24 protein-coding genes are annotated in these 24,168 nt (G+C 58.4%); 16 read left to right on the top strand and 8 right to left on the bottom strand.

Translation table 11 applies throughout. The annotated features are described in order from the left end of the window. Window positions 1–64 precede the first annotated feature (64 nt). The gene (locus KBP52_RS02895) at window positions 65–1,219 is read right to left on the bottom strand and encodes a PQQ-dependent sugar dehydrogenase (protein WP_212621996.1); all 1,155 of its coding nucleotides are present in this window, start codon (window positions 1,217–1,219) and stop codon (window positions 65–67) included. A 52-nt stretch (window positions 1,220–1,271) separates the two neighbouring features. Beyond that, complete coding sequence (locus tag KBP52_RS02890) at window positions 1,272–1,592, bottom strand: hypothetical protein (RefSeq protein ID WP_116030389.1); 321 nt, start codon at window positions 1,590–1,592, stop codon at window positions 1,272–1,274. 190 nt (window positions 1,593–1,782) lie between these two features. On the opposite strand from KBP52_RS02890, the gene KBP52_RS02885 reads away from it, so the two are divergent. Then, window positions 1,783–2,649, top strand: a complete 867-nt coding sequence (locus KBP52_RS02885; RefSeq protein WP_077572771.1) for a Ku protein — start codon at window positions 1,783–1,785, stop codon at window positions 2,647–2,649. Between the two features lie 117 nt (window positions 2,650–2,766). Here the strand turns inward: KBP52_RS02885 and lpxO are convergent, their stop codons facing one another. Beyond that, window positions 2,767–3,666, bottom strand: coding sequence for a lipid A hydroxylase LpxO (lpxO, locus tag KBP52_RS02880; RefSeq protein ID WP_212621995.1), 900 nt, complete (start codon window positions 3,664–3,666; stop codon window positions 2,767–2,769). Window positions 3,667–4,046: 380 nt separating this feature from the next. On the opposite strand from lpxO, the gene KBP52_RS02875 reads away from it, so the two are divergent. Both KBP52_RS02875 and KBP52_RS02870 read left to right on the top strand, forming a co-directional pair. Next, window positions 4,047–5,633 carry an ABC-F family ATPase gene (locus KBP52_RS02875; protein ID WP_077572769.1) on the top strand — a complete coding sequence of 529 codons (1,587 nt, stop codon included), beginning with the start codon at window positions 4,047–4,049 and terminating at the stop codon, window positions 5,631–5,633. Window positions 5,634–5,909: 276 nt separating this feature from the next. After that, on the top strand, window positions 5,910–7,097 hold the full coding sequence (locus KBP52_RS02870) for an MFS transporter (RefSeq protein WP_137216939.1): 1,188 nt from the start codon (window positions 5,910–5,912) through the stop codon (window positions 7,095–7,097). Window positions 7,098–7,217: 120 nt separating this feature from the next. On the opposite strand, the gene KBP52_RS02865 is transcribed toward KBP52_RS02870, so the two are convergent. Further along, entirely contained in the window at window positions 7,218–8,255 is a 1,038-nt protein-coding gene (locus KBP52_RS02865) for a dienelactone hydrolase (RefSeq protein ID WP_212621994.1), read from the bottom strand. Between the two features lie 236 nt (window positions 8,256–8,491). Beyond that, window positions 8,492–9,103 (bottom strand): FMN-dependent NADH-azoreductase, encoded by a 612-nt coding sequence (locus tag KBP52_RS02860; RefSeq protein WP_077572766.1) that lies wholly within the window; start codon window positions 9,101–9,103, stop codon window positions 8,492–8,494. A 127-nt stretch (window positions 9,104–9,230) separates the two neighbouring features. On the opposite strand from KBP52_RS02860, the gene KBP52_RS02855 reads away from it, so the two are divergent. Then, complete coding sequence (locus tag KBP52_RS02855) at window positions 9,231–10,139, top strand: LysR substrate-binding domain-containing protein (protein ID WP_212621993.1); 909 nt, start codon at window positions 9,231–9,233, stop codon at window positions 10,137–10,139. Next, complete coding sequence (locus KBP52_RS02850) at window positions 10,136–10,495, top strand: MmcQ/YjbR family DNA-binding protein (RefSeq protein WP_095118795.1); 360 nt, start codon at window positions 10,136–10,138, stop codon at window positions 10,493–10,495. The genes KBP52_RS02855 and KBP52_RS02850 overlap by 4 nt, the downstream gene beginning before the upstream one ends. Before the next feature lie 117 nt (window positions 10,496–10,612). Here the strand turns inward: KBP52_RS02850 and KBP52_RS02845 are convergent, their stop codons facing one another. Then, window positions 10,613–11,044, bottom strand: a complete 432-nt coding sequence (locus KBP52_RS02845; RefSeq protein WP_212621992.1) for a DUF1294 domain-containing protein — start codon at window positions 11,042–11,044, stop codon at window positions 10,613–10,615. Continuing rightward, a complete protein-coding gene (locus KBP52_RS02840) occupies window positions 11,041–11,871 on the bottom strand; it encodes an undecaprenyl-diphosphate phosphatase (RefSeq protein WP_212621991.1) in 831 nt (276 codons plus the stop codon). The genes KBP52_RS02845 and KBP52_RS02840 overlap by 4 nt, the downstream gene beginning before the upstream one ends. Before the next feature lie 304 nt (window positions 11,872–12,175). Between KBP52_RS02840 and KBP52_RS02835 the strand changes: the two genes are divergently transcribed. The 9 genes from KBP52_RS02835 to KBP52_RS02795 all read left to right on the top strand — a co-directional run bounded on the left by KBP52_RS02835 (window position 12,176) and on the right by KBP52_RS02795 (window position 20,528). Next, window positions 12,176–13,810 (top strand): methyl-accepting chemotaxis protein, encoded by a 1,635-nt coding sequence (locus KBP52_RS02835; RefSeq protein ID WP_123596113.1) that lies wholly within the window; start codon window positions 12,176–12,178, stop codon window positions 13,808–13,810. 280 nt (window positions 13,811–14,090) lie between these two features. Next, complete coding sequence (pnuC, locus tag KBP52_RS02830) at window positions 14,091–14,654, top strand: nicotinamide riboside transporter PnuC (protein ID WP_077572760.1); 564 nt, start codon at window positions 14,091–14,093, stop codon at window positions 14,652–14,654. Next, window positions 14,651–15,175, top strand: coding sequence for an AAA family ATPase (locus tag KBP52_RS02825; RefSeq protein ID WP_116030422.1), 525 nt, complete (start codon window positions 14,651–14,653; stop codon window positions 15,173–15,175). The genes pnuC and KBP52_RS02825 overlap by 4 nt, the downstream gene beginning before the upstream one ends. Before the next feature lie 357 nt (window positions 15,176–15,532). Then, window positions 15,533–15,982 (top strand): hypothetical protein, encoded by a 450-nt coding sequence (locus KBP52_RS02820; protein WP_212621990.1) that lies wholly within the window; start codon window positions 15,533–15,535, stop codon window positions 15,980–15,982. A 1-nt stretch (window position 15,983) separates the two neighbouring features. Beyond that, a complete protein-coding gene (locus KBP52_RS02815; RefSeq protein ID WP_116030400.1) occupies window positions 15,984–16,559 on the top strand; it encodes an adhesin in 576 nt (191 codons plus the stop codon). A 73-nt stretch (window positions 16,560–16,632) separates the two neighbouring features. Then, window positions 16,633–17,640 carry a heme utilization protein gene (locus KBP52_RS02810; protein ID WP_077572757.1) on the top strand — a complete coding sequence of 336 codons (1,008 nt, stop codon included), beginning with the start codon at window positions 16,633–16,635 and terminating at the stop codon, window positions 17,638–17,640. A 63-nt stretch (window positions 17,641–17,703) separates the two neighbouring features. Beyond that, window positions 17,704–18,384, top strand: coding sequence for a C39 family peptidase (locus tag KBP52_RS02805; RefSeq protein ID WP_077572756.1), 681 nt, complete (start codon window positions 17,704–17,706; stop codon window positions 18,382–18,384). Between the two features lie 44 nt (window positions 18,385–18,428). Then, entirely contained in the window at window positions 18,429–19,175 is a 747-nt protein-coding gene (locus tag KBP52_RS02800; protein WP_077572755.1) for a hypothetical protein, read from the top strand. Window positions 19,176–19,220: 45 nt separating this feature from the next. After that, window positions 19,221–20,528 (top strand): hypothetical protein, encoded by a 1,308-nt coding sequence (locus KBP52_RS02795; RefSeq protein WP_077572754.1) that lies wholly within the window; start codon window positions 19,221–19,223, stop codon window positions 20,526–20,528. 99 nt (window positions 20,529–20,627) lie between these two features. Here KBP52_RS02795 and KBP52_RS02790 read toward each other — a convergent pair whose 3' ends face one another. Further along, window positions 20,628–21,953, bottom strand: coding sequence for a sigma-54 dependent transcriptional regulator (locus KBP52_RS02790; protein WP_137216741.1), 1,326 nt, complete (start codon window positions 21,951–21,953; stop codon window positions 20,628–20,630). A gap of 351 nt (window positions 21,954–22,304) precedes the next feature. Here KBP52_RS02790 and KBP52_RS02785 point away from each other — a divergent pair, with 351 nt between their 5' ends. Together KBP52_RS02785 and KBP52_RS02780 are read left to right on the top strand one after the other, a co-directional pair. Next, the gene (locus tag KBP52_RS02785; protein ID WP_116030401.1) at window positions 22,305–22,571 is read left to right on the top strand and encodes a hypothetical protein; all 267 of its coding nucleotides are present in this window, start codon (window positions 22,305–22,307) and stop codon (window positions 22,569–22,571) included. A gap of 279 nt (window positions 22,572–22,850) precedes the next feature. Beyond that, window positions 22,851–24,152: a hypothetical protein gene (locus KBP52_RS02780; protein WP_212621989.1), complete on the top strand. Its 1,302-nt coding sequence runs from the start codon at window positions 22,851–22,853 to the stop codon at window positions 24,150–24,152. Window positions 24,153–24,168 lie beyond the last annotated feature (16 nt).

Genomic DNA, 24,168 nt, shown 5'->3' with positions numbered 1-24,168 from the left:
TGAAAAACAAGATCAAAAGATCGCAGCCTCGTTGCACTCGACAGCTCCTACAGGGGAATACCCGTCAAGGTGTGGGCTTCAGGCCGATCTGGTACAGCGAGCCGTTCTCTTCATCCGTCAGCACGTACAAGTAACCATCCGGCCCTTGCCGTACATCGCGAATTCGCTGCTTGAGTTCGCCCAGCAAGCGCTCTTCATGCACTACCTTGTCGCCATCGAACTGCAAGCGGATCAGCTCCTGAGTCACCAACGCGCCGATAAACGCATTGTGTTGCCACGGCTTGAAGCGGTCGGCATCGTAAAACGCCATACCGGTGACGCCCGGCGACTTCTCCCAGACATGTTGCGGTGCAACGGTGCCTTCGGCGGTTTTACCCTGGGCTTCCGGGATCGGCTGCATCGAGTAATTGATGCCGTGGGTCGCCAGCGGCCAGCCGTAGTTCTTGCCGCGTTCGATGATGTTGACCTCATCGCCACCGCGCGGGCCGTGTTCGTTTTCCCACAACGTGCCTGTCCAAGGATTGAGTGCCGCGCCCTGCGGGTTACGCAGGCCGTAGGCCCAGATCTCGGGCCGAACGCCGGACTGGCCGACAAAGGGGTTGTCATCCGGGACCTTGCCGTCCGGGTAGATGCGCACGACCTTGCCTTGCAGCTTGTCGAGATCCTGTGCGGTCGGCCGGTCGTTGTTCTCGCCCAGGGTAATGAACAGATAGCCATCGCGATCAAACACCAGCCGTGAGCCGAAGTGATTGCCGACTGAAAGCTTCGGTTCCTGACGGAAAATCACTTTGAAATCCTTCAGTGTCTTCAAGTCATCCGAAAGCCGCCCACGCCCGACGGCGGTGCCCGCCTTGTCGCCGGCCCCACCCCCTTCGGCATAGGACAGATAGACCAGACGATCCTGTTTGAAGTCCGGCGACAGCACGACATCCAGCAACCCGCCCTGCCCCTTGGCCCAGACCTGCGGCACACCGGAGATCGGCGCCGACAGTGTGCCGTCGGCCGCGACCACGCGCAGATTGCCGGGCCGTTCGGTCACCAGCATGCCTTGGCGGTCCGGCAGAAACGCCAGCGCCCACGGATGCTCAAGGCCTGCGGTGATGGTCGTGACTTCGAGGGTGCCCTGTTCGCTTTGCAGCTCTTTGGGGGCCGCGGCGAATGCCGGAGCGCTGATCAGCGCGCCGGCACACAGTGTGGCTAGAAGGGTTTTACGCAACATGCACGATTCCTTTTGTTCGTTTCAAGGGTCGACAGAAGCTCAGTCCTGCCGCTCAACGGTTGCTGTCTCCGCTGCGCGAAGGTGGATTGGGAATGAACGTCGGTGGCGTGCTCGGCACCGAGCGGATCGGCTGGCCGTTGCCAATACCCCGGTTCTCGACCGTAGGCTGACGTGGCGTCGGTACCGTGCTCGGCCCGCGGATGGGTGGAGTGCTGGGCTGGGTGCCCTGCATGCTGTTGGGGTTGGCCCGGCGTATCGGGCTGTTGTAGGGGTTATTGCTGTTGCCGGTCGGGCTTTGCGCCAGCAGGACGTCGGCATGAACCAGCCCGCCACTGAGGGCCAGGACGATGATGCCAAGCAGAATTCGGTTCATGACGCTGCCTCTCGATGGGGCCGGGGATAGAGCCTTCGAGTCCACGCTACGCCGAGGGTTCGGATTTGTTAACCCACAAGCCTTAAACAACATGTAACACGGCTTGACCGAGTCCCCGAAACCCCGTGCATTCCGGGGAAACTTTCAGTCACAGCCGCAGGTCATCCGATCATCACTCGGAGAACTCACCATGGCTCGGGCAATCTGGAAAGGCGCGATCAGTTTCGGACTGGTTCACATCCCTGTCGCACTGGTCTCGGCGACCTCGTCGCAGGGCGTGGATTTCGATTGGCTCGACAGCCGCAGCATGGACCCGGTGGGTTATAAACGGGTGAACAAGGTCACCGGCAAGGAAGTCACCAAGGAGAATATCGTCAAAGGTGTGGCCTATGAAAAGGGCCGCTATGTGGTGCTCAGCGAAGAGGAAATCCGCTCGGCGCACCCTGTCTCGACGCAGACCATCGACATCTTTTCCTTTGTCGATGCCGAACAGATTCCCCTGCAGAACATCGACACGCCCTACTACCTGGCACCCGACAAACGCGGTGGCAAGGTCTACGCGCTACTGCGCGAAACCCTGAGCAAAACCAATAAAGTCGCCCTCGCCCGCGTAGTGCTGCATACGCGCCAGTACCTTGCGGCGCTGATGCCGCTGGAGTCTGCACTGGTTCTGGTGAAACTGCGTTGGCCGCAAGAGGTGCGTGGCCTCGATGAGTTGGAATTAGGTCCTGAAGTGACCAAGCCGCAGCTGGCCAAGGGTGAACTGGACATGGCCAAACGGCTGGTGCAGGACATGAGCGCGGACTGGAAGCCCGAGGATTACAAGGATGAGTTCGAAGACAAGATCATGGCCCTGGTCGAGAAAAAGGCCCATGAAGGCAAGATCGAGGATGTTGAAACGGTGGGTGGTGAGGAAGAGCGCAAAACCGCTGATGTGATCGACTTGACCGAGCTGCTTAAACGCAGTCTGGGTGGGAAAGCGACGGCCAAGCCGAAGGCGAAGGCTGAGAAACCGGCGAAAGCTGCGCCGGCAAAGAAGACCAAGAAGGCTTCCTGATAGTAATCGGTTGCCCTTGAGATCGTCATCGCGAGCAGGCTCACTCCTACAGGGGAACGCATTTCAAATGTAGGAGTGAGCCTGCTCGCGATGGCGTCAGCAGCGTCTGCTTTGAATTCAGATCAGAATGAACACCGCCAGCAAGCCACCGAAGATCGCCCACTTCTCCATGTAGTAGCGCTTGCGATTACGCTTTTTCAGCTCTTTGCCACGCAGGCGGATCTTGTAGATCCGGGTAAACAAACGGTTGATTCCGCCAGTACGGTCGCCAGCATCGTTCGGTGCACCTGCCGCCGACATAACGCTACGGCTGAACCAGGCGTTGAACGCTGCGGCCCAGCGGTACTTCATCGGCCGCTCAATGTCGCAGAACAGGATGATGCGGTTCTTGTCGGTGGTGTTTTCGGCGTAATGAATAAACGTCTCGTCGAACATCACCGCTTCGCCATCGCGCCAGTGGTAGCTCTCACCGTCGACGTTGATATAGCAGCCAGCGTCGTTCGGCGTGTCCAGGCCCAGGTGATAGCGATAGGAACCGGCATACGGGTCGCGGTGACGCACCAGTTTCGAACCCGGTGGCAGCTCGGCAAACATCGCGGCCTTGATCGAACCGATGCTCTGCACCAGCTCGGTGGTGCGCGGGCACAGCTTCATCGCCGACGGATGGCTCTCGCCGTACCACTTCAGATAGAAACGCTTCCAGCCGCTTTTGAAGAACGAGTTGAAACCGACATCGTCGTACTGGTTAGAGCGCTTGATCTCACCGGCACGCAGCAGGTTCTGCCCTTCTTCGCGGATTTCTTCCCAGTGCGCCTGCAACGGGCTCAAGTCAGGAAACTCGCTCGGGTCCAGGTACGGCTGGTTCGGCTTTTTCGAGAACAGATAAAGGAAGCAGTTGATCGGCGCGAGAAACGTCGAATGGTCACTCAGTTGCCGACCGAGCTTGTGGCGCACACGCCCACGCAAATGAACGTATGCAATGGAAATGACATAAATAGCAGCAATGATGAGTTTCACGGAAATCGTCACACGTCAGAAAGTGAACAAACTGCGCACCCGGCGGCCTGAGGCCCAGCGTCTTATGCAGTGGTCTGAATACACATGGCACGTCCCTGGCCCGCGCCGTAACCGGACGCTCGGTGAAAGATGGCATTTTAGCCACAGTTTGTAACCGATAGTGAATCTTCAACTGTGAAAAACTGTCCCGTGATCATGCCAATCGGCGATCGTGGCGTGATCGCCCTATCGTTTAAAGAGCCAGACCAGTACAATCGCCGCCAAACTTTACGCGCCCCCCTTGGTTGATGACGGGACTCTCCCGCTTCAGCGCACTTTGACTCGGGCCAAGCGCTGCAGCCGCACCCTCGCTTTTTAAGAATGCTTCGCAGGAAAAACTCTTGATTTCTACAGCTAACATCACGATGCAGTTCGGCGCCAAGCCGCTCTTCGAAAACGTTTCGGTCAAATTCGGTGCGGGCAATCGCTACGGCCTGATCGGCGCCAACGGTTGCGGCAAGTCGACCTTCATGAAAATCCTCGGCGGCGACCTCGACCCGTCCGGCGGTCAGGTCATGCTCGAGCCGAACGTGCGTCTGGGTAAATTGCGCCAGGACCAGTTCGCTTACGAAGAATTCACCGTGATCGACACCGTGATCATGGGTCACGAAGAGCTGTGGAAGGTCAAGGCCGAGCGCGATCGTATCTACTCGCTGCCGGAAATGAGCGAAGAAGACGGCATGGCCGTGGCCGAGCTGGAAACCGAATTCGCCGAAATGGACGGCTACACCGCCGAGTCCCGTGCCGGTGAACTGTTGCTGGGCCTGGGTATCGGCATCGAGCAGCACTTCGGCCCGATGAGCGAAGTCTCGCCAGGCTGGAAACTGCGCGTATTGCTGGCGCAGGCGCTGTTCTCCGATCCGGAAGTGCTGTTGCTCGACGAACCGACCAACCACTTGGACATCAACACCATCCGCTGGCTGGAAAACGTGCTGACCCAGCGTAACAGCCTGATGATCATCATCTCTCACGACCGTCACTTCCTGAACAGCGTGTGCACGCACATGGCTGACCTGGATTACGGCGAGCTGCGTCTGTTCCCGGGCAACTACGACGAGTACATGACCGTGGCAACCCAGTCCCGCGAGCAACTGCTGTCGGACAACGCCAAGAAGAAAGCACAGATTTCCGAGCTGCAATCGTTCGTCAGCCGCTTCTCGGCCAACGCCTCGAAAGCCAAGCAGGCTACTTCGCGCGCCAAGGCGATCGACAAGATCCAGCTGGCCGAGGTCAAGCCTTCGAGCCGCGTGAGCCCGTTCATCCGCTTCGACCAGAACAAGAAGCTGCACCGTCAGGCAGTCATCGTCGAAAAAATGGCCAAAGGCTTCGACGGCAAACCCCTGTTCAAAGACTTCAGCTTCCAGGTTGAAGCCGGCGAGCGCGTAGCGATCATCGGCCCGAACGGTATCGGCAAAACCACGCTGCTGCGCACCCTGGTCAACGAACTGACCCCAGACGCCGGCGCCATCAAGTGGACCGACGCCGCGGAACTGGGCTACTACGCCCAGGACCACGCGCACGACTTCGAAGACGACGTTACCCTGTTCGACTGGATGGGTCAGTGGACTCAGGGCGAGCAGATGATTCGCGGCACTTTGGGCCGCATGCTGTTCTCCAACGACGAGATCCTCAAGTCGGTCAAAGTGATTTCCGGTGGTGAGCAAGGTCGCATGCTGTTCGGCAAGCTGATCCTGCAAAAGCCGAACGTGCTGATCATGGACGAACCAACCAACCACTTGGACATGGAATCGATCGAGGCGCTGAACCTGGCGCTGGAAAACTACCCGGGCACGCTGATCTTCGTCAGCCACGACCGTGAGTTCGTATCGTCCCTGGCCACGCGCATCATCGAGCTGAGCCCGGATGGCGTGACTGACTTCAGCGGCACTTACGATGACTACCTGCGTAGTCAGGGTGTAGTGTTCTAAAAAAGCAGCTTCTAGCTGTTAGCTTCAATAAAAAGCCCCGTCCTGTGTGACGGGGCTTTTTGCATGTGTTCGGTTAGAAATTCATTGGTTCAGATACCATCGCGAGCAGGCTCACTCCTACAGGGGAATGCATTTCAAATGTAGGAGTGAGCCTGCTCGCGATAGGGCCATCAGCAACGCGATCAATCCTCAGGAAAAATAGTTAGCCTGCTTTCTTTTATCTGACACCCAAGCCATGATGCGAACTCTCCCACCGCCGCCCGCGAACGAGTCCTCATGTCTGCGCAGCAACTGCCACCGCAAAGCTCCATGGCGATCACCCTGCAGATCGTTTCCATCGTGTTCTACACCTTTATTGCCTTCCTCTGCATCGGCCTGCCGATCGCGGTGTTGCCCGGTTATGTGCATGAGCAACTGGGTTTCAGCGCGGTGGTTGCCGGGCTGGTGATCGGCTCGCAGTACCTGGCCACCCTGCTCAGCCGGCCGATGGCCGGGCGTATGTCGGATACGATCGGGACTAAGCGAGCGATCATTTATGGCTTGTGGGGGATTGTCCTCAGCGGCCTGCTGACGCTGGTCTCCACGCTGCTACAGGACTTTGCGCTGACCAGCCTGATCATTCTGATTATCGGCCGTTTGCTGCTCGGTATCGCGCAGGGCTTGATCGGCGTCGGCACCATCAGTTGGTGCATGGGCCAGGTCGGCGTCGAACACACGGCAAAATCGATTGGCTGGAACGGCATCGCTTCCTATGGCGCGATTGCCATTGGTGCGCCATTAGGGGTGGTGATGGTCGCCGAATACGGCTTCACCAGCCTCGGCATCGCGCTGGCCGTGCTGGCGGCCGGTGCACTGCTGCTGATTCGCAATAAACCTTCGGTACCGGTGATACGCGGAGAACGGCTGCCGTTCTGGGCAGTGTTCGGGCGAATCGCTCCGTATGGCGCCAGCCTGACCCTGGCCTCGATCGGCTACGGCACGCTGACCACGTTCATCACCCTCTATTACCTCAACCGTGGCTGGACCGGCGCGGCGTATTGCCTGACGGTGTTTGGTGTGTGCTTCATCCTGTCGCGGCTGATGTTTATCTCGGCGATCAGTCGGTTTGGCGGGTTCAGGTCCGCCATCGCGTGTATGACCATCGAAACCTTGGGGCTGGTGCTGTTGTGGCTGGCGCCGTCGACCGCGTTCGCCTTGATCGGCGCGGGGCTAGCGGGGTTTGGTTTGTCGCTGGTGTACCCGGCGTTGGGTGTCGAGGCGATCAAGCAGGTGCCCAGTTCCAGTCGTGGTTCCGGGTTGGGCGCTTATGCGGTGTTCTTCGATCTGGCGCTGGCGATTGCCGGGCCGTTGATGGGCGCGGTGGCGTTGAATCTGGGGTATTCGTGGATATTCTTCAGTGCGGCGTTGTTGTCGGTGATTGGGTTGGGGCTGACTCTGCTGCTGCAGCGCCGTGCAACAATCTGAAGTCCGACACGGCCCCCTGTAGGAGTGAGCCTGCTCGCGATAGCGGTGTGTCAGTCGACATTTTCTTTTCTGACACACCGCCATCGCGAGCAGGCTCACTCCTACAGGGGATTTGCGGGGTTATTGATCCGCGGTTTGCATGCCCGCCCGGGTCGGTTTGCCCAAAGCATGCGAGAAGAAACGCCCGGCCTCGGAGATGAGGTTGCGGTGAATATCCTCGCGATCCACGCCATCAGCATCGGTACACAACGCCGGCATCGCGCGAATCTGCTCTTCGTTGCACGGCGCCATAAAGACGAAGTGCCCTGCCCCGGCCAGTAATTTGAAATCCGGCGCCGTCGGCAGTTTGCGCGCCAGCGCTGCAGCGTTCTTGTCGAAGGCCACCAGTTTGTCGCCATCGCCGCTGTAAAGCAGCACCGGCACATGCACATCGGCGAGGGTGTGGCGACCAAACTTCAAGCTCAGCGGCGCCATCAACAGCAACGCGTGAACACGCGGATCAGCCACCGGTTGCAGGTCATCGCGATCGACGATCAACTCACCCTGCGTATTGCAGGCATCACGATCATCCGGACGCTCCTGACAGTAACGACGCAGACGATCCAGATCCGGTTGCGCCCCGGACAGGATCAACGCCGTTTCGCCTCCCGCCGAATAACCAATTACCCCGACCTGATCGGCGTTGACGTACGGCGCAAGCATGGGGTCGCCAAGGGTCGCGGTGATAGCTTCGGAAATCTGGATCGGCCGCCCGTAGAGATTACTCAGGGTGCCCAATCGGCTGTGATCTTTGGAGTTGTCGCCTGGGTGGATCACCGCCACCACGACAAAGCCTTTGCGTGCCAGCGATGTCGCGAGATCGTGCAACGCCAGCGGCGTGCCGGTGTTGCCGTGGGAGAGCATTAGCATCGGAAAACGGCCGATGGCGACTTTGGTGTCTTCGCCAGCCTCGACGGAGTACCCCTCGAGCAGACTCATGTGCTCGCGGTCGCTTGAAGGATAGAAGGCGATGGCGCGCATTGGTTGCAGGTCCAGCGGATCGAGAAACGTCATCTCGTGGTAGCCGACGCTCCACACCGGGTGCCGTCCAGGCGCAGCGTGCACTGTGTTAAAGCTGCCCAGCAGGCAAATCAGTAACGTTGCACAAAGACGCATCATGGGATGCCCCACCCTGTTGTGACTCAATCGAAAGTTCCGTTGCGTTGCGGGCCTGAAACGCCGGGGATTCGGCGTTTCGGTACGACAATGCACTCAGACGCTGATTGTGTGACTGCATAACCCGGGCCAGATTATGTAACAGCCAGAAACAAAAAACTCCGTATTCGCCCCTTGCGGAACCAGAATACAGAGTTTTTTGAGTGTTACCTGAACAACAGCTGTTCTTTACGCAAGCCTTACGCCGCGGCGAACAATTGCTCGCTGATTTTCGCTTGAGCGGCGGTCATGGCGTTGTTGCGCACTTCGTCGCCATACGCCAGGCCTTCGGCACGGACGATTTCGATGTCGGTGATGCCGAGGAAGCCCAACACCAGCTTCAGGTATTCTTCGTGAGCGATGCCGCTGGCCTGACCGGCATGAATACCGCCAGCGGTGGAAACGATCACCACTTTCTTGCCACCGCACAGGCCTTCAGGGCCGGCTTCGGTGTAACGGAAGGTTTGACCGGCGACGGCAACGCGGTCGATCCACGCTTTGAGTTGGGTCGGTACGGTGAAGTTGTACATCGGTGCGGCGATGACGACGGCGTCGGCAGCGATGAATTCGGCCAGGGTCGAAGCGCTCAGTTCGGCTTCGTGCTGTTGTGCGGCGTTACGCAGCTCAGCGGTGGTGCCGGCGGCGACCAGAGTAGTCGACGAGAAGTGGCTGATGGCGTCGGCGGCCAGGTCACGGTAGGTCACCACGGCGCTTGGCTCGGCGGCTTGCCAGGCTTTGACGACTTCGCTGCTCAACTGACGGGAAGCCGAGTTGTCGCCCAGAATGCTCGAATCGATATGCAGCAGTTTCATGTGGAATCTCCTGGAAGGAATCGCCGGTGGCGACGGAATGGAGACAATCCTACGCAAGAAACCAATGGATGATTAGCCGCCTTAAATGCGATAGTTTGTCCCACTGATAGAACAGTTGGATTTCCCTATGCAAGACCTCAACGATCTCTACTATTTCGCCAAAGTCGTCGAGGCCGGCGGTTTTGCCGCGGCCGGGCGATTGCTCGGGATTCCCAAGTCACGCCTGTCACGGCGCATTGCCGAACTGGAAGAACGCCTAGGCGCGCGTTTGCTGCAACGCACCACCCGGCAACTCAATCTCACCGCCGTTGGCGAACGTTATCTGCGTCACTGCCAGGCCATGTTGCTCGAAGCAGAAATGGCCGATGAAGCGGTGGCGAGCATGTCGAGCGAGCCGCGTGGACGTTTGCGGGTGTCATGCCCTACCGGTCTGGCCCGGGAAATGTTGCCGTGGGTCATCAGCGAATTTTTAGGCAAATTCCCACAGGTGCAACTGGAAGTCGTCCTGCTCAATCGCCGGGTCGATCTGGTCGGCGAAGGTTTTGATGTGGCGCTGCGCGTGCGTGAACACGGTGATGAAGACCCGTTGCTGGTCACTCGACGCTTGCGTCAGGCGCAAATGGTTGTAGTAGCCAGTCCGGCGTTTTTACAGGGCCAGACGATCAATCATCCGCAAGACCTGAAAAATCTACCGGTGCTCGGCGCGCTGGAGGCGGATCGCATGGTGCATGTGCGCTTGCTTGATCAACAGGGTGAAAGCTTCGAGTTGAACATGGAGGCGCGCCTGGGCATCGATGACTTTATTGTGCGCAAGGCCTGCGTGCTGGCCGGTCAGGGTTTCACTCTACTGCCGATGATGTATTGCGAAGAGGAACTGAGAAACGGCACGCTGGTGCAGATGCTGCCAGAGTGGTCATTGCCTGGCGGCTGGCTGCAAGCGGTGTATCCGCATCGACGCGGGGTGATGCCGGCAGTGCGCGCGTGGATCGATCATCTGGTCGAATCGTTCAATGCCTGTGGGGAGCGGTTGTTATGAGCAAGGGAAAGATGAGCGAAGCCGACGTCGCGGCGTTCTGCCTGGCATTGCCGGGCGCTCGGGAAGATTACAAGTGGGGTGGCGTGCGGGTGTTTTCGATTGCCGGCAACAAGATGTTTGCCTTGCAGGGGCTGCGCGGAGATTCACTGGCGTTCAAGGTCGACAAGGATCTGTTTCTCGGCCATTGCGACCGCCCGGGCATTCACCCGGCGCCGTATCTGGCGCGGGCGCAGTGGATCATCATGCATCCGCCCTACCCGCTGGGTGCAGAGGAATTGCAGGGGTTGTTGCAGCGTTCGCATCAATTGGTGGTGAGCAAGTTGCCGAAAAAGACCCAAATCGGTTTATTGCTGTAAACCCGATCCCTGTAGGAGTGAGCCTGCTCGCGATAGCGGAGTGTCAGTCAAAGAAATTCCAACTGACACTCCGCTATCGCGAGCAGGCTCACTCCTACATAGGGAATTGCGGTGTATTCAGAACAGCGTCAGCAGATTCGAGCCGAGAAACAGCTGGTCGATCCAGAACACTTGGTGCAACACGACAATCACCCAGAACAGAATCTGAAACGAGACCTTGCGCGTCTTGTGCCGGAACACCTGCTGGGCAATCAACGCGCCCGGCCAGCCGCCGGCCAGTTCCACGGCATGCAGAACGTTCTCCGGGGTGCGCCAGGCATCCGTGCGCGCCTTGCGCTTGTCGGCCCAGTACATGAAGAACGCCAGCACGCTGACGATCCCGTAAGCGGCCAACGGCACCAACGAGATCCCGCGCAGCCACATCGATACAGAGCCGAACAGCGGCAGTGCGCAGACGATCAGCAGAACCAGCAGTTTCAGCTTCAGGTTCTGGACGTTGTTGCCGCCCGAAGGTCGTCCTTCGGGCCGGCGTGCGCGGGAAACACTCATGGTTTGGCCGCTGCCCAATCGATCCAGCCAAACTGCCACGTCGCCAGAATCACCAGACCAAACACGATCCGATACCAGGCGAACGCCGCATAGCTGTGGCTGGCAATGAACTTGAGCAGGCCGCGCACGGCGATCATGGCGAAGATGAACGCGGTGACGAAACCGATGGCGAACACCGGGAAGTCCGCCGGGACAAACAGGTCGCGGTACTTGTAGCCCGAGTAAACCGCCGCACCGACCATGGTCGGCATCGCGAGGAAGAAGGAAAACTCGGTGGCGGTCTTGCGCGACAGGCCGAACAGCAACCCGCCAATGATCGTCGAGCCGGAGCGCGAAGTGCCGGGAATCATCGCCAGACACTGGGCGAAGCCGACCTTCAAGGCATCTTTCCAGGTGATCTCGTCGACCGTTTCGGCATGCACTTCATGCTCACGCTTTTCCGCCCACAACATGATGATGCCGCCTACCACCAGCGCGGCCGCGACGGTAATCGGATTGAACAGATATTCGTGGATCAGGTCGGCAAAGATCACGCCCAGCACCACGGCGGGCAGAAACGCGATCAGCAGGTTGGCGGTAAAACGCCGTGCGCTCGGCTGTGTCGGCAAACCGATGACCACATCGAAAATCTTCCGGCGAAACTCCCAGACCACCGCGAGGATCGCGCCGAGCTGGATGATGATATTGAACGCCATGGCCCGTTCGCCGCCGAATTCGAGCAAGTCGGCAACAATGATCTGGTGTCCGGTACTGGAAATGGGCAAAAACTCCGTCAGCCCTTCTACAACTCCTAGTATCAGTGCCTGCAAGGCCGTCCAAAGATCCATCAATCCCCCAAAGAGCGATGCGCGCCGGCATGCCCCGATAGTATTTTTTTACGTTCACTGCGATCAGCGTAGCTGGTTGTGGCTGTACCGATTCCGCGCGCACAGGATCCACACGAAACGGTCAAAATTCCGTGAAATATCAATTTGGATTCAGGTTTTCACGCGCGGGGCCGAAATCCTAACAGACAAGCCTTAATAGCGCTGCCGCGTTATACGACTTGGGTCGCGTATGCCCGCTCACGAAATCGTGGTTGGATACTGGCGGTCGTTTATTACAAGAAAAAGAATCCGGAGTGACAGCGTTATGAACAGCTTGCGCAGTGTGTCGATCAGCCGACGCTTGTGGCTCATCTTGATTGTGGCGGTGGTCATGTTGCTGACCTTGGGCATGTTGATGCTCAAGCAGATCCACGACGATCTCTATCACGCCAAGGCCCAGAAAACCCAACACGTGGTGCAGACCGCCAGCGGCCTGCTGACCTATTACCACGACCTCGAAACCGCCGGCACGCTGACAAAAGACGCCGCGCAGAAACAGGCCCTCACCGCCATTCGTGGTCTGCGTTACGACCAGAGCGATTACTTCTGGATCAACGACCTTACGCCCGTGATGGTCATGCACCCTACCAACCCGAAACTCGAAGGCCAGAACCTCTCGGCGATCCGCGATCCGGACGGTTTTGCGGTGTTCAACGAAATGGTTGCCATCGCCAAGGCCAAAGGCGCCGGCATGGTCGATTACCGCTGGCCAAAACCGGGTGCCAGTGAGCCGGTGGCCAAGACTTCTTACGTCAAACTGTTCGAACCGTGGGGCTGGGTGCTCGGCTCCGGGGTTTACGTCGACGACGTCCAGGCGGAATTCCAGGGCCAAGTGATCAAGGCCACCGTCATCGGCCTGGCGATTGCCGTGATCATGGCGCTGCTGGTGATCCTGATCGCGCGCAGCATTGTGCGCCCGCTGCAGGAAACCGTGAACGCCATGGCCAACATCGCCAGTGGCGAAAGCGACCTGACGCGCAGCCTCGATACCCATGGCAAGGATGAGGTCACTGAACTGGCGCATCACTTCAACGCCTTTACCGCCAAACTACGCCGGGTGATCGGTGATTTGCAGGTGTCGGCCAGCGCTTTGGGCCAGTCGTCCAGCGAACTGGGCAACGACGCCTCGCAGGCCCAGCAACGCAGCCAGCAGCAGTCGCAGCAGATGGAACTGGTGGCCACGGCGATCAACGAGGTGACCTATGGCGTGCAAGATGTGGCGAAGAACGCCGAACACGCCGCCGCGGAAATGCGCGACGCCGAAGCGCAGGCGCAACAGGGTCAGATCAACATCGATGGCAGCTTGCAGCAGATCGACAAGCTGTCCGGCACCATTGATCAAGCGGTTGAAGTGATTCGCACCCTGGCGGCCGAAAGCACGCAGATCGGCAGCGTATTGGAAGTGATCCGCTCGATTGCCGAGCAGACCAACCTGCTCGCGCTCAACGCCGCGATCGAAGCAGCCCGGGCCGGTGAGCAAGGTCGCGGCTTTGCCGTGGTGGCGGACGAAGTGCGCTTGCTGGCGCAGCGCACGCAGAAGTCGACCGCGGAAATCCAGTCGATGATCGAGCGCCTGCAGAACCATTCCGAAGCCGCCGTGAAGGTGATCGGCGACAGCAGCAAGGCGTCGCAATTGACCATCGAACAAGCCGGGCTGGCCGGCGCCAGTCTGAATGCGATTGGCCAGGCACTGCGCAATCTCAATGGTCTGAATGCGTCGATTGCCAGCGCTACGTTGCAGCAGGCGCATGTGGTCGAGGACATCAATCAGAACGTGACACAGGCCGCCGGCCTCTCGCACAGCACGGCGATCGCGGCCGAGCAGTCGAGTGCGGCCAGCGTACGCCTCGGCCAATTGAGCGAACAACTCAACGGCCTTCTGCGCCAGTTCCGCGTCTGATCCGTGTAATTCTGGTGAGCTCCCCCTCACCCCAGCCCTCTCCCCGAGGAGAGGGGGCCGACCGAGGTGTCTCAAGCTATACGTCGACCTGAAAAATCGAGTCGATTATGGATTCAACGCAGAAAGGTCAGGTCGGCGGATCTCGAACATCCAACTCGGTCAGTCCCCTCTCCCTCTGGGAGAGGGTTAGGGTGAGGGGCTTTTGATCTACAGCGATCATCAGTACCTAGCCCAATGCAGTAGAATCCGCCCCCTTCTTTCACTCCCCCAAGGAACCCACATGTCCGGGCTTGAACTGTTTGCCGCCGCTCTCGGTGTGATCGCCGTCTGGCTGACGGTCAAACAGAATCCGTGGTGCTGGCCGATCGGGCTGGTCATGGTCTTGCTCTACAGCTGGATCTTCTTTGAAGTGAAGCTGTACTCGGACATGTTGCTGCAAGTGATTTACGCCGCGCTGCAAGTCTATGGCTGGTGGCAATGGACCCGGGCCGGGACGATGCATGACGGCCGCGAGGTCACCCGCCTCGATCGCCGCACTCTGTTGCTCGGTCTGAGCGTTGGCGCGGTCGGCAGTGTCTTGCTCGGTGCAGCCATGGCCCATTGGACCGACGCCGCGCAACCGTGGCTCGATGCAGCGCTGACCGGTTTCAGCCTGGTCGCGCAACTGTGGATGGCGCAGAAACGCCTGCAATGCTGGGCGCTGTGGTTCGTGCTCGATGTGATCTTTGTCGGCTTGTTCGTCTACAAAGGGCTGTACCTGACCGCTGCGCTGTACGGGCTGTTTACCTTGCTGGCGATTCAAGGCTTTCGCGAATGGCGCGCCGATCCGGCGTTGCGCACATGAAGGTCGTGGTGCTGACCGGGCCTGAATCCACCGGCAAGAGCTGGCTGGCGGCGGGCCTGCAACAACGCTTTGGCGGCTTGCGCGTGGATGAGTACGTGCGCCGCTTTATCGAACTCAATCCCCGTGACACCTGTCTGGCAGACATCCCTGGAATCGCTCGGGGCCAGTTGCAGTGGGAAGATGAAGCGCGGGCGCAACAGCCGTCGTTGCTGATTCTCGACACCCATTTGCTGAGCAATATGCTGTGGAGTCAGACGCTGTTCGGCGACTGCCCGGACTGGCTGGAATCGGAATTGTCGGGGCGGCATTACGACCTGCACCTTTTACTCTCGCCAGAGCAGATCGACTGGACCGATGACGGTCAGCGCTGCCAACCGGATCTGCACGAGCGACTGGCGTTTTACCAGGCCACGCGAAACTGGCTTGAAAACCATCACCAGCGTTTTCAGATCATTCAGGGCAATTGGGGCGAACGCCAGACTCAGGCATTTGCCGCCGTCGAGCAATTACTGGCCCAGTGACCCAGCCAATGGGTCACCTTCCCCGGCGCTTTCCCCTGTTTCGGGGACAAAGTGTCCGTTCCTGAAACACTCACCCGCGTGCAAAGTGCCCGTTTCAGCACTGTTCATCGCTTTGTCATCCCGGTTGTTACAAGGCTGATACACACCGCTGCAAACCCTTGTTCCAGAGCTTTGTTAAGCCAATGGACAGGTCGGCCCAGCAATGCGTGTTTCAAGATTGAAACAGGTTGTGTATCGAACGTGCGCGCTTATTCTGCAACTCATTGAAACCAAAACACTTTTAAAAAGCGGCACAGCTTTCGCTCTCTCCTTCACAACGCTGACTCGGGCCAGCCCACTGAAGAAGGAATTGCAGCCGTGGGGAATATCCAAAAAGGTTTGACCTGCCTTCTGCTGATCGGATCAGCAGCCAGTACGTTTATCAGCTTCAACGTACAGGCAGAAGGCAACGGCGTGATTGTCCTCAATCGCGATGTTCAGCCGATTCCTATTGGTCGCAGCGGCGGTAAAGACCCTTATCCAACCACCGTCAATGCCAACCCTTCAGGCCGCATCAATCAAGCGATGAGCAGCACTGAGCTCAATGACGGCGAGTTTGCCAGCGTGGCCAGTGGCTCTTCGATCCGCGGCAGCATCAACACGCCGACGGCGAATCTGCCCGGCATGAACACCCTGACCAATACCAACGGCCTGCCCGGCATGAGCAGCGGCCACGGCGGCGGCGCCGGCGGTTCCATCTCCAATACCGTCAACCGCGCCATGGGCGCAGGCCTTGCGCCGCTGACCCGCATGGCTGGAGGCCAATAAGATGAATCGTTGCCTGCTCCTGCTTGCCCTCTTCGGCTGCGCCAGTGCCATGGCGGCCGACCCCAGCTCAGTGAACAACGCGAACATTCAGGACACCGGCATTCAGTACCGCGGCAACTACAACGTCAACCAGGCCGCTGGCGACCAGATGCAACAGACCAACACCAAGGCCATCGCCATTGGCACCGCGGCCAGCGCCACCACCACCGTCCGCCAGCACATCGACACACCCGGTAACCCCTCGACGAATGCCAGCGCCACCATCGGCGGCAACTCTTTCAGCAATGGCAACGGAATCCTCGGTGTTAACCAAGGCGCCGGTGCCAACAACCAGATGGCCAACGTCACGCGCATCAGCATCAGTGCTGGCCCGCAGAGCGTTGACGACAGTGCCCTTTCCCAACAGAACGTGGCGCTTTTACCGAGCTCAGGAGCAACTGGTACCTCACCCGGCAGTCGCCAGGTCACGACAAGTGATCAGGCCTTCACCGGCAGCCGCGGGGTAATCCAGGTGAACCAGAGTGCCGGGGTGGGGAACCGAATGGCTAACACCCTGAGCATCCGGGTCGCTGACTGACCCAAACAACAAAAGCAGTGCAATTAGAAAGTACCAACACTTAACCAACTAATAAGCACGATGGAGAAACACCATGAAACCTACAATGGCTCTCAAACCACTGGTTTTCGCACTTGCAGCAGTGATGGCAATCGCAGCACAGGCAGGCGGTCGTGATGACGATCATGGTAACGGGCACGGCAATGGTCATGGCAACCATGAACCAAAAGGCCCTACCCTGGAACAACTTCTGCAAATCGGCGCCGGCGCTGGTGCTGCCGTACTCGACACGCAGAACAGCGATGGCAACCTGGTGGGCAACCAAGGCACCAAAAATGATGCCTCCGTTCGCGACTCGGCCAATGGCACCAACGGCAACGTCGGCATGAACAACACCGCCGGCGATGGCAACCAGCAAGACAACGCCGCTGCACTGGCGACTGCCGACGAAAGCTTTATCTTCGGCACTGCCGTGTCCGTTTCCAGCGCGACTCAAGTCAACAACAACAACGCGGTTGCCAACTACTCGACAACCAACAACGCCAACCTCAACAACGTGGGTAACGGCGGTTCCGGCAACATCGGTGTGAACAACAGTGCCGGCAACTTCAACCAACAGAAAAACAACCTGGCCATTGCTGTATCCGGTGGTCGTGTCGCTAACGCCGCTGCCGCCGCCAACCAAAGCTCCACTGGGTTGACAGTGTCCAACAACGGCACTCAAACCTACAAAACCGATACTCTGAGAGGTACCTTCACCGCTGCTGGCGCATTCGTGGCAGCTGGCAAAGCGACCATCGAAGGCGACAAAGGCCATGGTGGTGGCGGTTATGGCGACAACGACCGTGGTCATGGCGGCAGCGGCGGCAGCAAAGATCAGAAAGCGACCTTTGAAGCTGTCGGCATCTTCGGGCTCGCCGGTGTAACCACGCAACAAGTGCTGACCCCAGACGGCTGGAAAAACCCTGTGACCAACAACGCAAGCATCTCCAACGTTGGTAACAGCTTCTCCGGCAACGCTGGTTACAACAACGCCGCCGGTGTTGGTAACCAACAAAGCAACTCGCTGTCCATCGCTGCAGGTTGCAAAGCCTGCCTGTAGTCGCGATCGAAACGAAAGCCCCGGAAACGGGGCTTTTCCTCAGTCCGCAAAGGCGTATCGATCATGCGTAAGACTGCCCTCCTCCCTCTGCTTCTCGTCTGTGGCCTGACTCAGGCCGGGCAGATGCCCGTGGCTGCCTTGCCGGGTGGCACGCTCATCTACAAGAACGTGCAAAGCATTCGTGAGCGCAAGTTTGCCGACATCGTCGAACAGAAAACCGATTTCAGCTGCGGCGCTGCTGCACTGGCCACGGTGTTACGCCAGGCCTATTGGCTCGACGTCGATGAGGAGCACATCATCAAAGGCATGCTGGTCAACGCTGACCAGAACCTGGTTCGTACTCAAGGGTTTTCCATGCTGGACATGAAGCGCTACATAGAAAGCATCGGCATGCGCGCCAGGGGTTACAAGATTCCATCGGAGAAGCTCGACGCAGTCACTATTCCGGTGGTGGTACTGATGGAAATTCGCGGCTACAAGCATTTCGTCGTGCTGCAGCGAGCGGACAAGGATTGGGTGTACATCGGAGACCCGGTTCTCGGCCATAAACGCTACAAACATGATGACTTTGTCAAAGGTTGGAACGGCATTGTCTTCGCCATCGTCGGTCCCGGATATGACAAGGCCAACGCCTTGCGCAGCCCTCCGGTGCCTTTGACAGCCAAGAACAAGCTGGATGGATTCAACCCGGTCAAAGATGCTGAATTGATGGATTTCGGGTTCATACAGAGCGACTTCTTTTAATCGCCGATTATAGAGAATGGGACTGGATGTCCCGGGAGCAGCAGATGAAAACCTCATACTGGCTGGCCGCCGCCTGCCTGGCAGCGAGTGCGTCAGGCTATGCCAATGCAGGATTCAAACCTATAGAAATACAAGACAAGGAGTTGTCCGAGTTACGTGGTCGTTATGTCATGCCGGGGCGGATTATCAGCTTCGGCATTGTCATGAGCAGTACCTGGCGCAACGCCAGTGGCGATTTGATCGGGGCTTCGACCTCGATGCAACTTCAGGCTGCAACGGTAAAACCTGAATTCTATGTTCAAACCATCAAGGAACACGGCAACGGCGGCACCCTGTCAGCGGGTACTGGCACGATCACCGGTGGCGCCGGCCTTGATAGCAGCCAGGGCGTGACACAAAGCGTGCGTGCCGCTGGCGACAGCAATACGGCCTACAACAACGTCGCCATCAACGTCAAAGAGGCCAATCAGGCGCCAGCACTGGCTCCCGCCCAAGGGCAGGCCTTGATGGCCGGCCAGACAATCGGCGGCAGCAATGCGGCAGGCAGCGTCGCCGTCTCGGCAAGCGGAGGCGGCGTGCAAATGGCCATTCAGGCCTCCGGCAATCAGGGCACGGCCCTGCAACAAGTCGCCCAGGGTGGGTTGCTGCAGAACACCCGTTTGCTGGGCAGTGCCAACGTGGTCAATAACATGACTCAACTCAACGTCGTCCTGAACAATAACGGCATGAGCGCCGGCGCACTGGATTGCAACCTGACTCAACTCAGGGCACTACGCAATATTGGATATTGAACTACGCTGAGTCTCGATCATTGGGCTTAAAGGGACGGCTTATTCATGTATCGATCAGTATCACTGCGTGCCGCTGTTTGTTTGAGCACTCTTCTACCTGCAGCGATGCTGCAAGCGGCACCGGACGCCGACGTAGAAGTCCTGAAACAAGAACTTCTGGAGCTGAAGCAACGTTACGAAGTACAACAAAAAGCCCTGGCGGTACTCGAACAACGGGTTCGCCAGGTCGAAGATCAACCGGCGGCGCCGCAACCGAAACGGTTGGCCAAGTCGCCATCGGATTTGAAAGGCAATCCAAAAGTGGCCACCGGTACCGGGGCCGCAGCAGCGTCGGGGGGCGCAGCCGGAGGTAGTGGGGCTTCTTACGGGCAATCGCTAGCAGATGATTCGCAACCGGCACAAAGTGTGTCCAACCTGTACGACGAGGCCAGTGGCTTCTTCGGCGGTGGCAAATTCAGCTTCGAAACCGGTATCACCTACTCGCGCTACGACACCCGTCAGTTGATTCTCAACGGCTTTCTGGCACTGGACTCGATTTTTCTCGGCAACATCAACCTTGACCGAATCAAGGCTGACACCTGGACCCTCGACCTCACGGGCCGCTACAACTTCGACAATCGCTGGCAGTTCGACCTGAACGTGCCGGTGGTCTACCGCGATTCGACTTATCAATCCGGCGGCGGCAACGGCGGTGCGTCCAACGTCACGACCGAGCAGGACGTAACACGCGATCCAACCATTGGCGACGTCAATTTCGGTATCGCCTACAAGTTCCTCGACGAGTCGGTCAATACGCCGGATGCGGTGGTCACCTTGCGGGTCAAAGCGCCAACCGGCAAGGATCCGTTCGGCATCAAGTTGCGCCAGACCGACGCCAACTCGAACCTGTTCGTGCCTGACACCCTGCCTACCGGCAACGGCGTCTGGTCGGTCACTCCGGGCATCTCGCTGGTCAAGACGTTTGACCCGGCGGTGCTGTTCGGCAGCTTGTCCTACACCCACAACCTGGAGGAGTCGTTTGACGACATCAGCTCGACGGTCAACCAGAAAAACCCGGGCAAGGTAAAGATCGGCGACAGCTTCCAGATCGGCGCCGGTATTGCGTTTGCGCTGAACGAGAAGATGAGTATGTCGTTCTCGATGTCTGACCTGGTGCAACGCAAAAGCAAGCTGAAACAGGATGGCGGCGATTGGCAATCGGTGGTGTCCAGTGACGCCAACGCCGGTTATTTCAACGTCGGCATGACCATTGCGGCCACCGACAACCTGACGATTGTTCCGAACTTGTCGATCGGTCTGACCGACGATGCCCCGGACTTTTCCTTCAGCCTGAAATTCCCGTACTACTTCTAAGCAAAAGCGAAAGATCGCAGCCCGCGGCAGCTCCTGCATTGGGAATGTGTAATCCCTGTAGGAGCTGCCGAAGGCTGCGATCTTTTGATCTTCAGGTATCTAGCGAATCTGGTGTTTATGCAGCAGGCGATAAAACGTCGGCCGGGACACGCCAAGGACCTTGGCGGCAACGCTGAGATTATCGCTGTGCCGGTTCAACACATCACACAGTGCCTGGCGTTCGGCGCGGGTTTTGTAATCTTCCAGCGTGCCCATGGGTGTCGCGATCGAGTGCTGGCTGATCAGCCCCAGGTCTCGGGCCTCGATCTGCCGGCCTTCGGCCAATACCAGCCCGCGCCGCACACGGTTGGCCAATTCACGGACATTGCCCGGCCAATCATGTTTGCCCATGGCAATCAGCGCATCTTCGCTGAAACTGCGTGGGCGTCGGCCGGTTTCATGGCTGTAAAAGTGGGAAAAATGGTTGGCCAGCATTGAGAGATCGCCGTGGCGTTCGCGCAAAGGCGCGGTGACCACTTGCAACACGTTGAGCCGGTAATACAGATCTTCACGAAAACGCTTCTTCTCGATGGCGGCCTCAAGGTCGACGTGGGTCGCCGCCAGAACGCGCACATCCACCGGAATCGGCTGGCTGCCGCCGACACGTTCGATGTGCCTTTCTTGCAGGAAACGCAGCAGATTGGCTTGCAATTCCAGCGGCAGATCACCGATTTCATCGAGAAACAGCGTGCCGCCATTGGCCGCTTCGATGCGCCCGATCTTGCGTTGATGCGCGCCGGTAAAGGCACCCTTTTCGTGGCCGAACAGCTCGGACTGAATCAAATGCTCAGGAATCGCCCCACAGTTGATCGCCACAAACGGTTTGCTGTGACGCTGGGATTGCCGGTGCAGCGTGCGCGCGACCAGTTCTTTACCGGTGCCGCTCTCGCCGCGGATCAATACAGGCGATTCGGTCGGTGCCAGTTTACTGAGCAATTTGCGCAATTCACGGATCGGTTTGCTGTCGCCAAGCAGTTCATGTTCGGGCTGATCCACATGGATCGTGCCCTGCCCGCGCAACCGCGCCATGCCGAATGCCCGGCCGAGGGTGACCTGCACCCGCGACACGTCGAACGGCAAGGTATGGAAATCGAAAAACCATTCACAGACGAAATCACCGACATTTTGTAAACGCAGGACTTCCTGATTGAGCACAGCGATCCATTCGGTGCCGCTGCGACTGATCAGTTCTTTGACGGCTTCTGGACGTTCGAGGTGAAACGGCTGCAATCGCAGCAAACCGACATCACAACTTCTATCGCCGGCGTTTTCCAAAGTACAGCTGTCGACATCCCAACCTACGCCGCGTAATCCGGGCAATAAGCGGTGGCAATCGTCGCACGGATCGACCACCAATAAACGTCGTAACGCAGGCGCTTCGCTCATGACTGTTCCTTGGCGCCAAATTAGAAATGATTGTAAAAACAGTCATTTGGCAGACCCGACTGTAACATTAGCAAGATTTTGACAGGGCCTTGTATCGATTGCTTATAGGCGTACAAGCAAACACGTTATAAGAACAGAAGTTGTTAGTAAGCTATCGACTAATTCCAGCCTTAACCTTTCAGGGAGCTTTCAAAAACCTCTCTGTAAAGCAACGCCATGAAAGAAAGTTGAAATTTCTTTGTTTCATGTGTGACCTGCCTGCGGGTTCGGTGCATCAGTACAAGTACCAGCCGCACGGTAAGCCCAACCGACGGCACATCACTTGATTGGGCACGACAGAGAGAAAAACCCATGACCGCCCCGCTCCGTATCAACGAAGCTCTTCTGATTGCCAACCACGCGTTCAAACCTTTCCAGTGCGTGGCCTGGGCGCCACAAGACGGCAATGGCGAACTGAGCCTGACCGTCGTCGACCGGACCAATTCCCATATCGGTCGCAAACAGATCCCAAGCAGCGCCTATTCCGATCCGGCGCAACTCGAGCAACTGCTGCAGCAGGCTCGCGCTGAACTCAGCGAAGAAGGTTACAGCCTGCAATCCTGGTCGATGCCACACTAACAGCCGGGCGATGCGGATGACGTTCAGGTCATCCGCCCTCTTCTATTAGTTGTTTTCTTTTTAACCCTTCGTACTTTTGTACAACTATTTGCAACTTCCTCAGGCTTAACTGCTTGGCCGGCTTGCTATTGGTTCAAAAAGACACTGTTCTGGCACAGTGCGACTCTCCACCTGTTAGTTCTTACAGTTGTACTTCTCCCGGTTCAGGGATTGAATGTTTCGCTCATGCAGTTACCCGCCCGGCTCCCGGTACGGGTCAACTCGCAAGGAGATGCGTGCATGTCCACTCTGAACACTTTTACGCTACCGGCGTTATCAGCGACGTTATTGAACCGGACCGGTCAACTCGACAGGACATTTGCCGGGACTGGCGTTGCCCAAGTGTATTTCGCTGGTAGCGTGTCGAGCCTGACGGTGGATGTCGCCGTCGATGCGCAGGGTCGGATTCTGGTCGCAGCGAAAGTCGGCGTCGCCGCCGGCAGCCGATTCGGACTGGCCCGCATGCTCGCCGATGGCTCCGCCGATCTGTCCTTCGGTGTTCAAGGCAGCGTGATCGATACCTTCGTCCCTGGCTTCGAAGCCACCGCCGGCAAAGTCCGGACACTCCCCGACGGGCGCATCCTGCTCGCTGGTCTGCATTATGAAAACGCTCATCGCACCTTGCCGGCGCTGGCCTTGTTCGATGCACAGGGCAAGCCGGATCTGAGCTTCGGTGACAACGGTCGTCAAGTGGTGCGCCTGCCCGGCGATCTGTCCATGGGCAGCCGGGATGCCTGGCTGCCGCCGGGCGTACCGGGTGCCGAAGCCTGCGACTTCGTCGTGCAGGACGATGGCCATATTCTGCTGATCGCCAATCACCACTTCGAACTCGCCGACCATGCCGGCATGCTGATTCGCCTCAAGCCCGATGGTAGCCTCGATGAAACCTTCAACGGCCTTGGCTTCGTGATGATTCGCCACTTGCTGCTCAACACCTGGCTGAGCAGTCTGATGCTGCAAAAGGACGGGCGCATCGTGGTGGCAGGTTCAATCGACTTTCCGCAGGAGGGTTTGCTGGCGCGCTATGAGCCCAATGGCCGTCTCGACGAGCGTTTTGCCGTAGACGGATTCATGGCCTTCAGGGCCCACGGCAAAAGCGCCCAAGTCAGTCGGGTGATTGAATCTTCAGATGCACTGCACTGCTTCGGCAGCAGCCGCGACCCAATCCGTTGCATGGCGTACAGCCTGCACGCCAATGGCCGTCCGAACCTGCACAACCATGGCGGCCAGCCCCACCTGCTGGAAATCGGCCCCAGCGGCTGCCAATGGAGCGCCGCCCAGCGCATGGCGGACGGCCGCATTATCGCGGTCGGCGCAACCATTGGTGGAATCGAAGCGGATTTTATCGTGGCCCGTTATTTGAGTGATGGCGGCCTGGATCACAGTTTCGGCGACGACAAAGGCTGGCTGCGCACGCGTCTGGGGCGCAGTCTCGACACGGCTAATTCGCTGGCTCTGCAGGCGGATGACGCGATCCTCGTCGGCGGTTATTCGCTGGATGGCAACTACCGAGCAATGGTCGCGCGCTACCTCAATCATTGAAAAACACGGACTGTAC

The sequence above is a fragment of the Pseudomonas sp. SCA2728.1_7 genome, assembly GCF_018138145.1.
In the GTDB taxonomy this organism is placed as follows: domain Bacteria; phylum Pseudomonadota; class Gammaproteobacteria; order Pseudomonadales; family Pseudomonadaceae; genus Aquipseudomonas; species Aquipseudomonas koreensis_A.
This window is presented reverse-complemented; position numbering and strand designations above follow the sequence as displayed.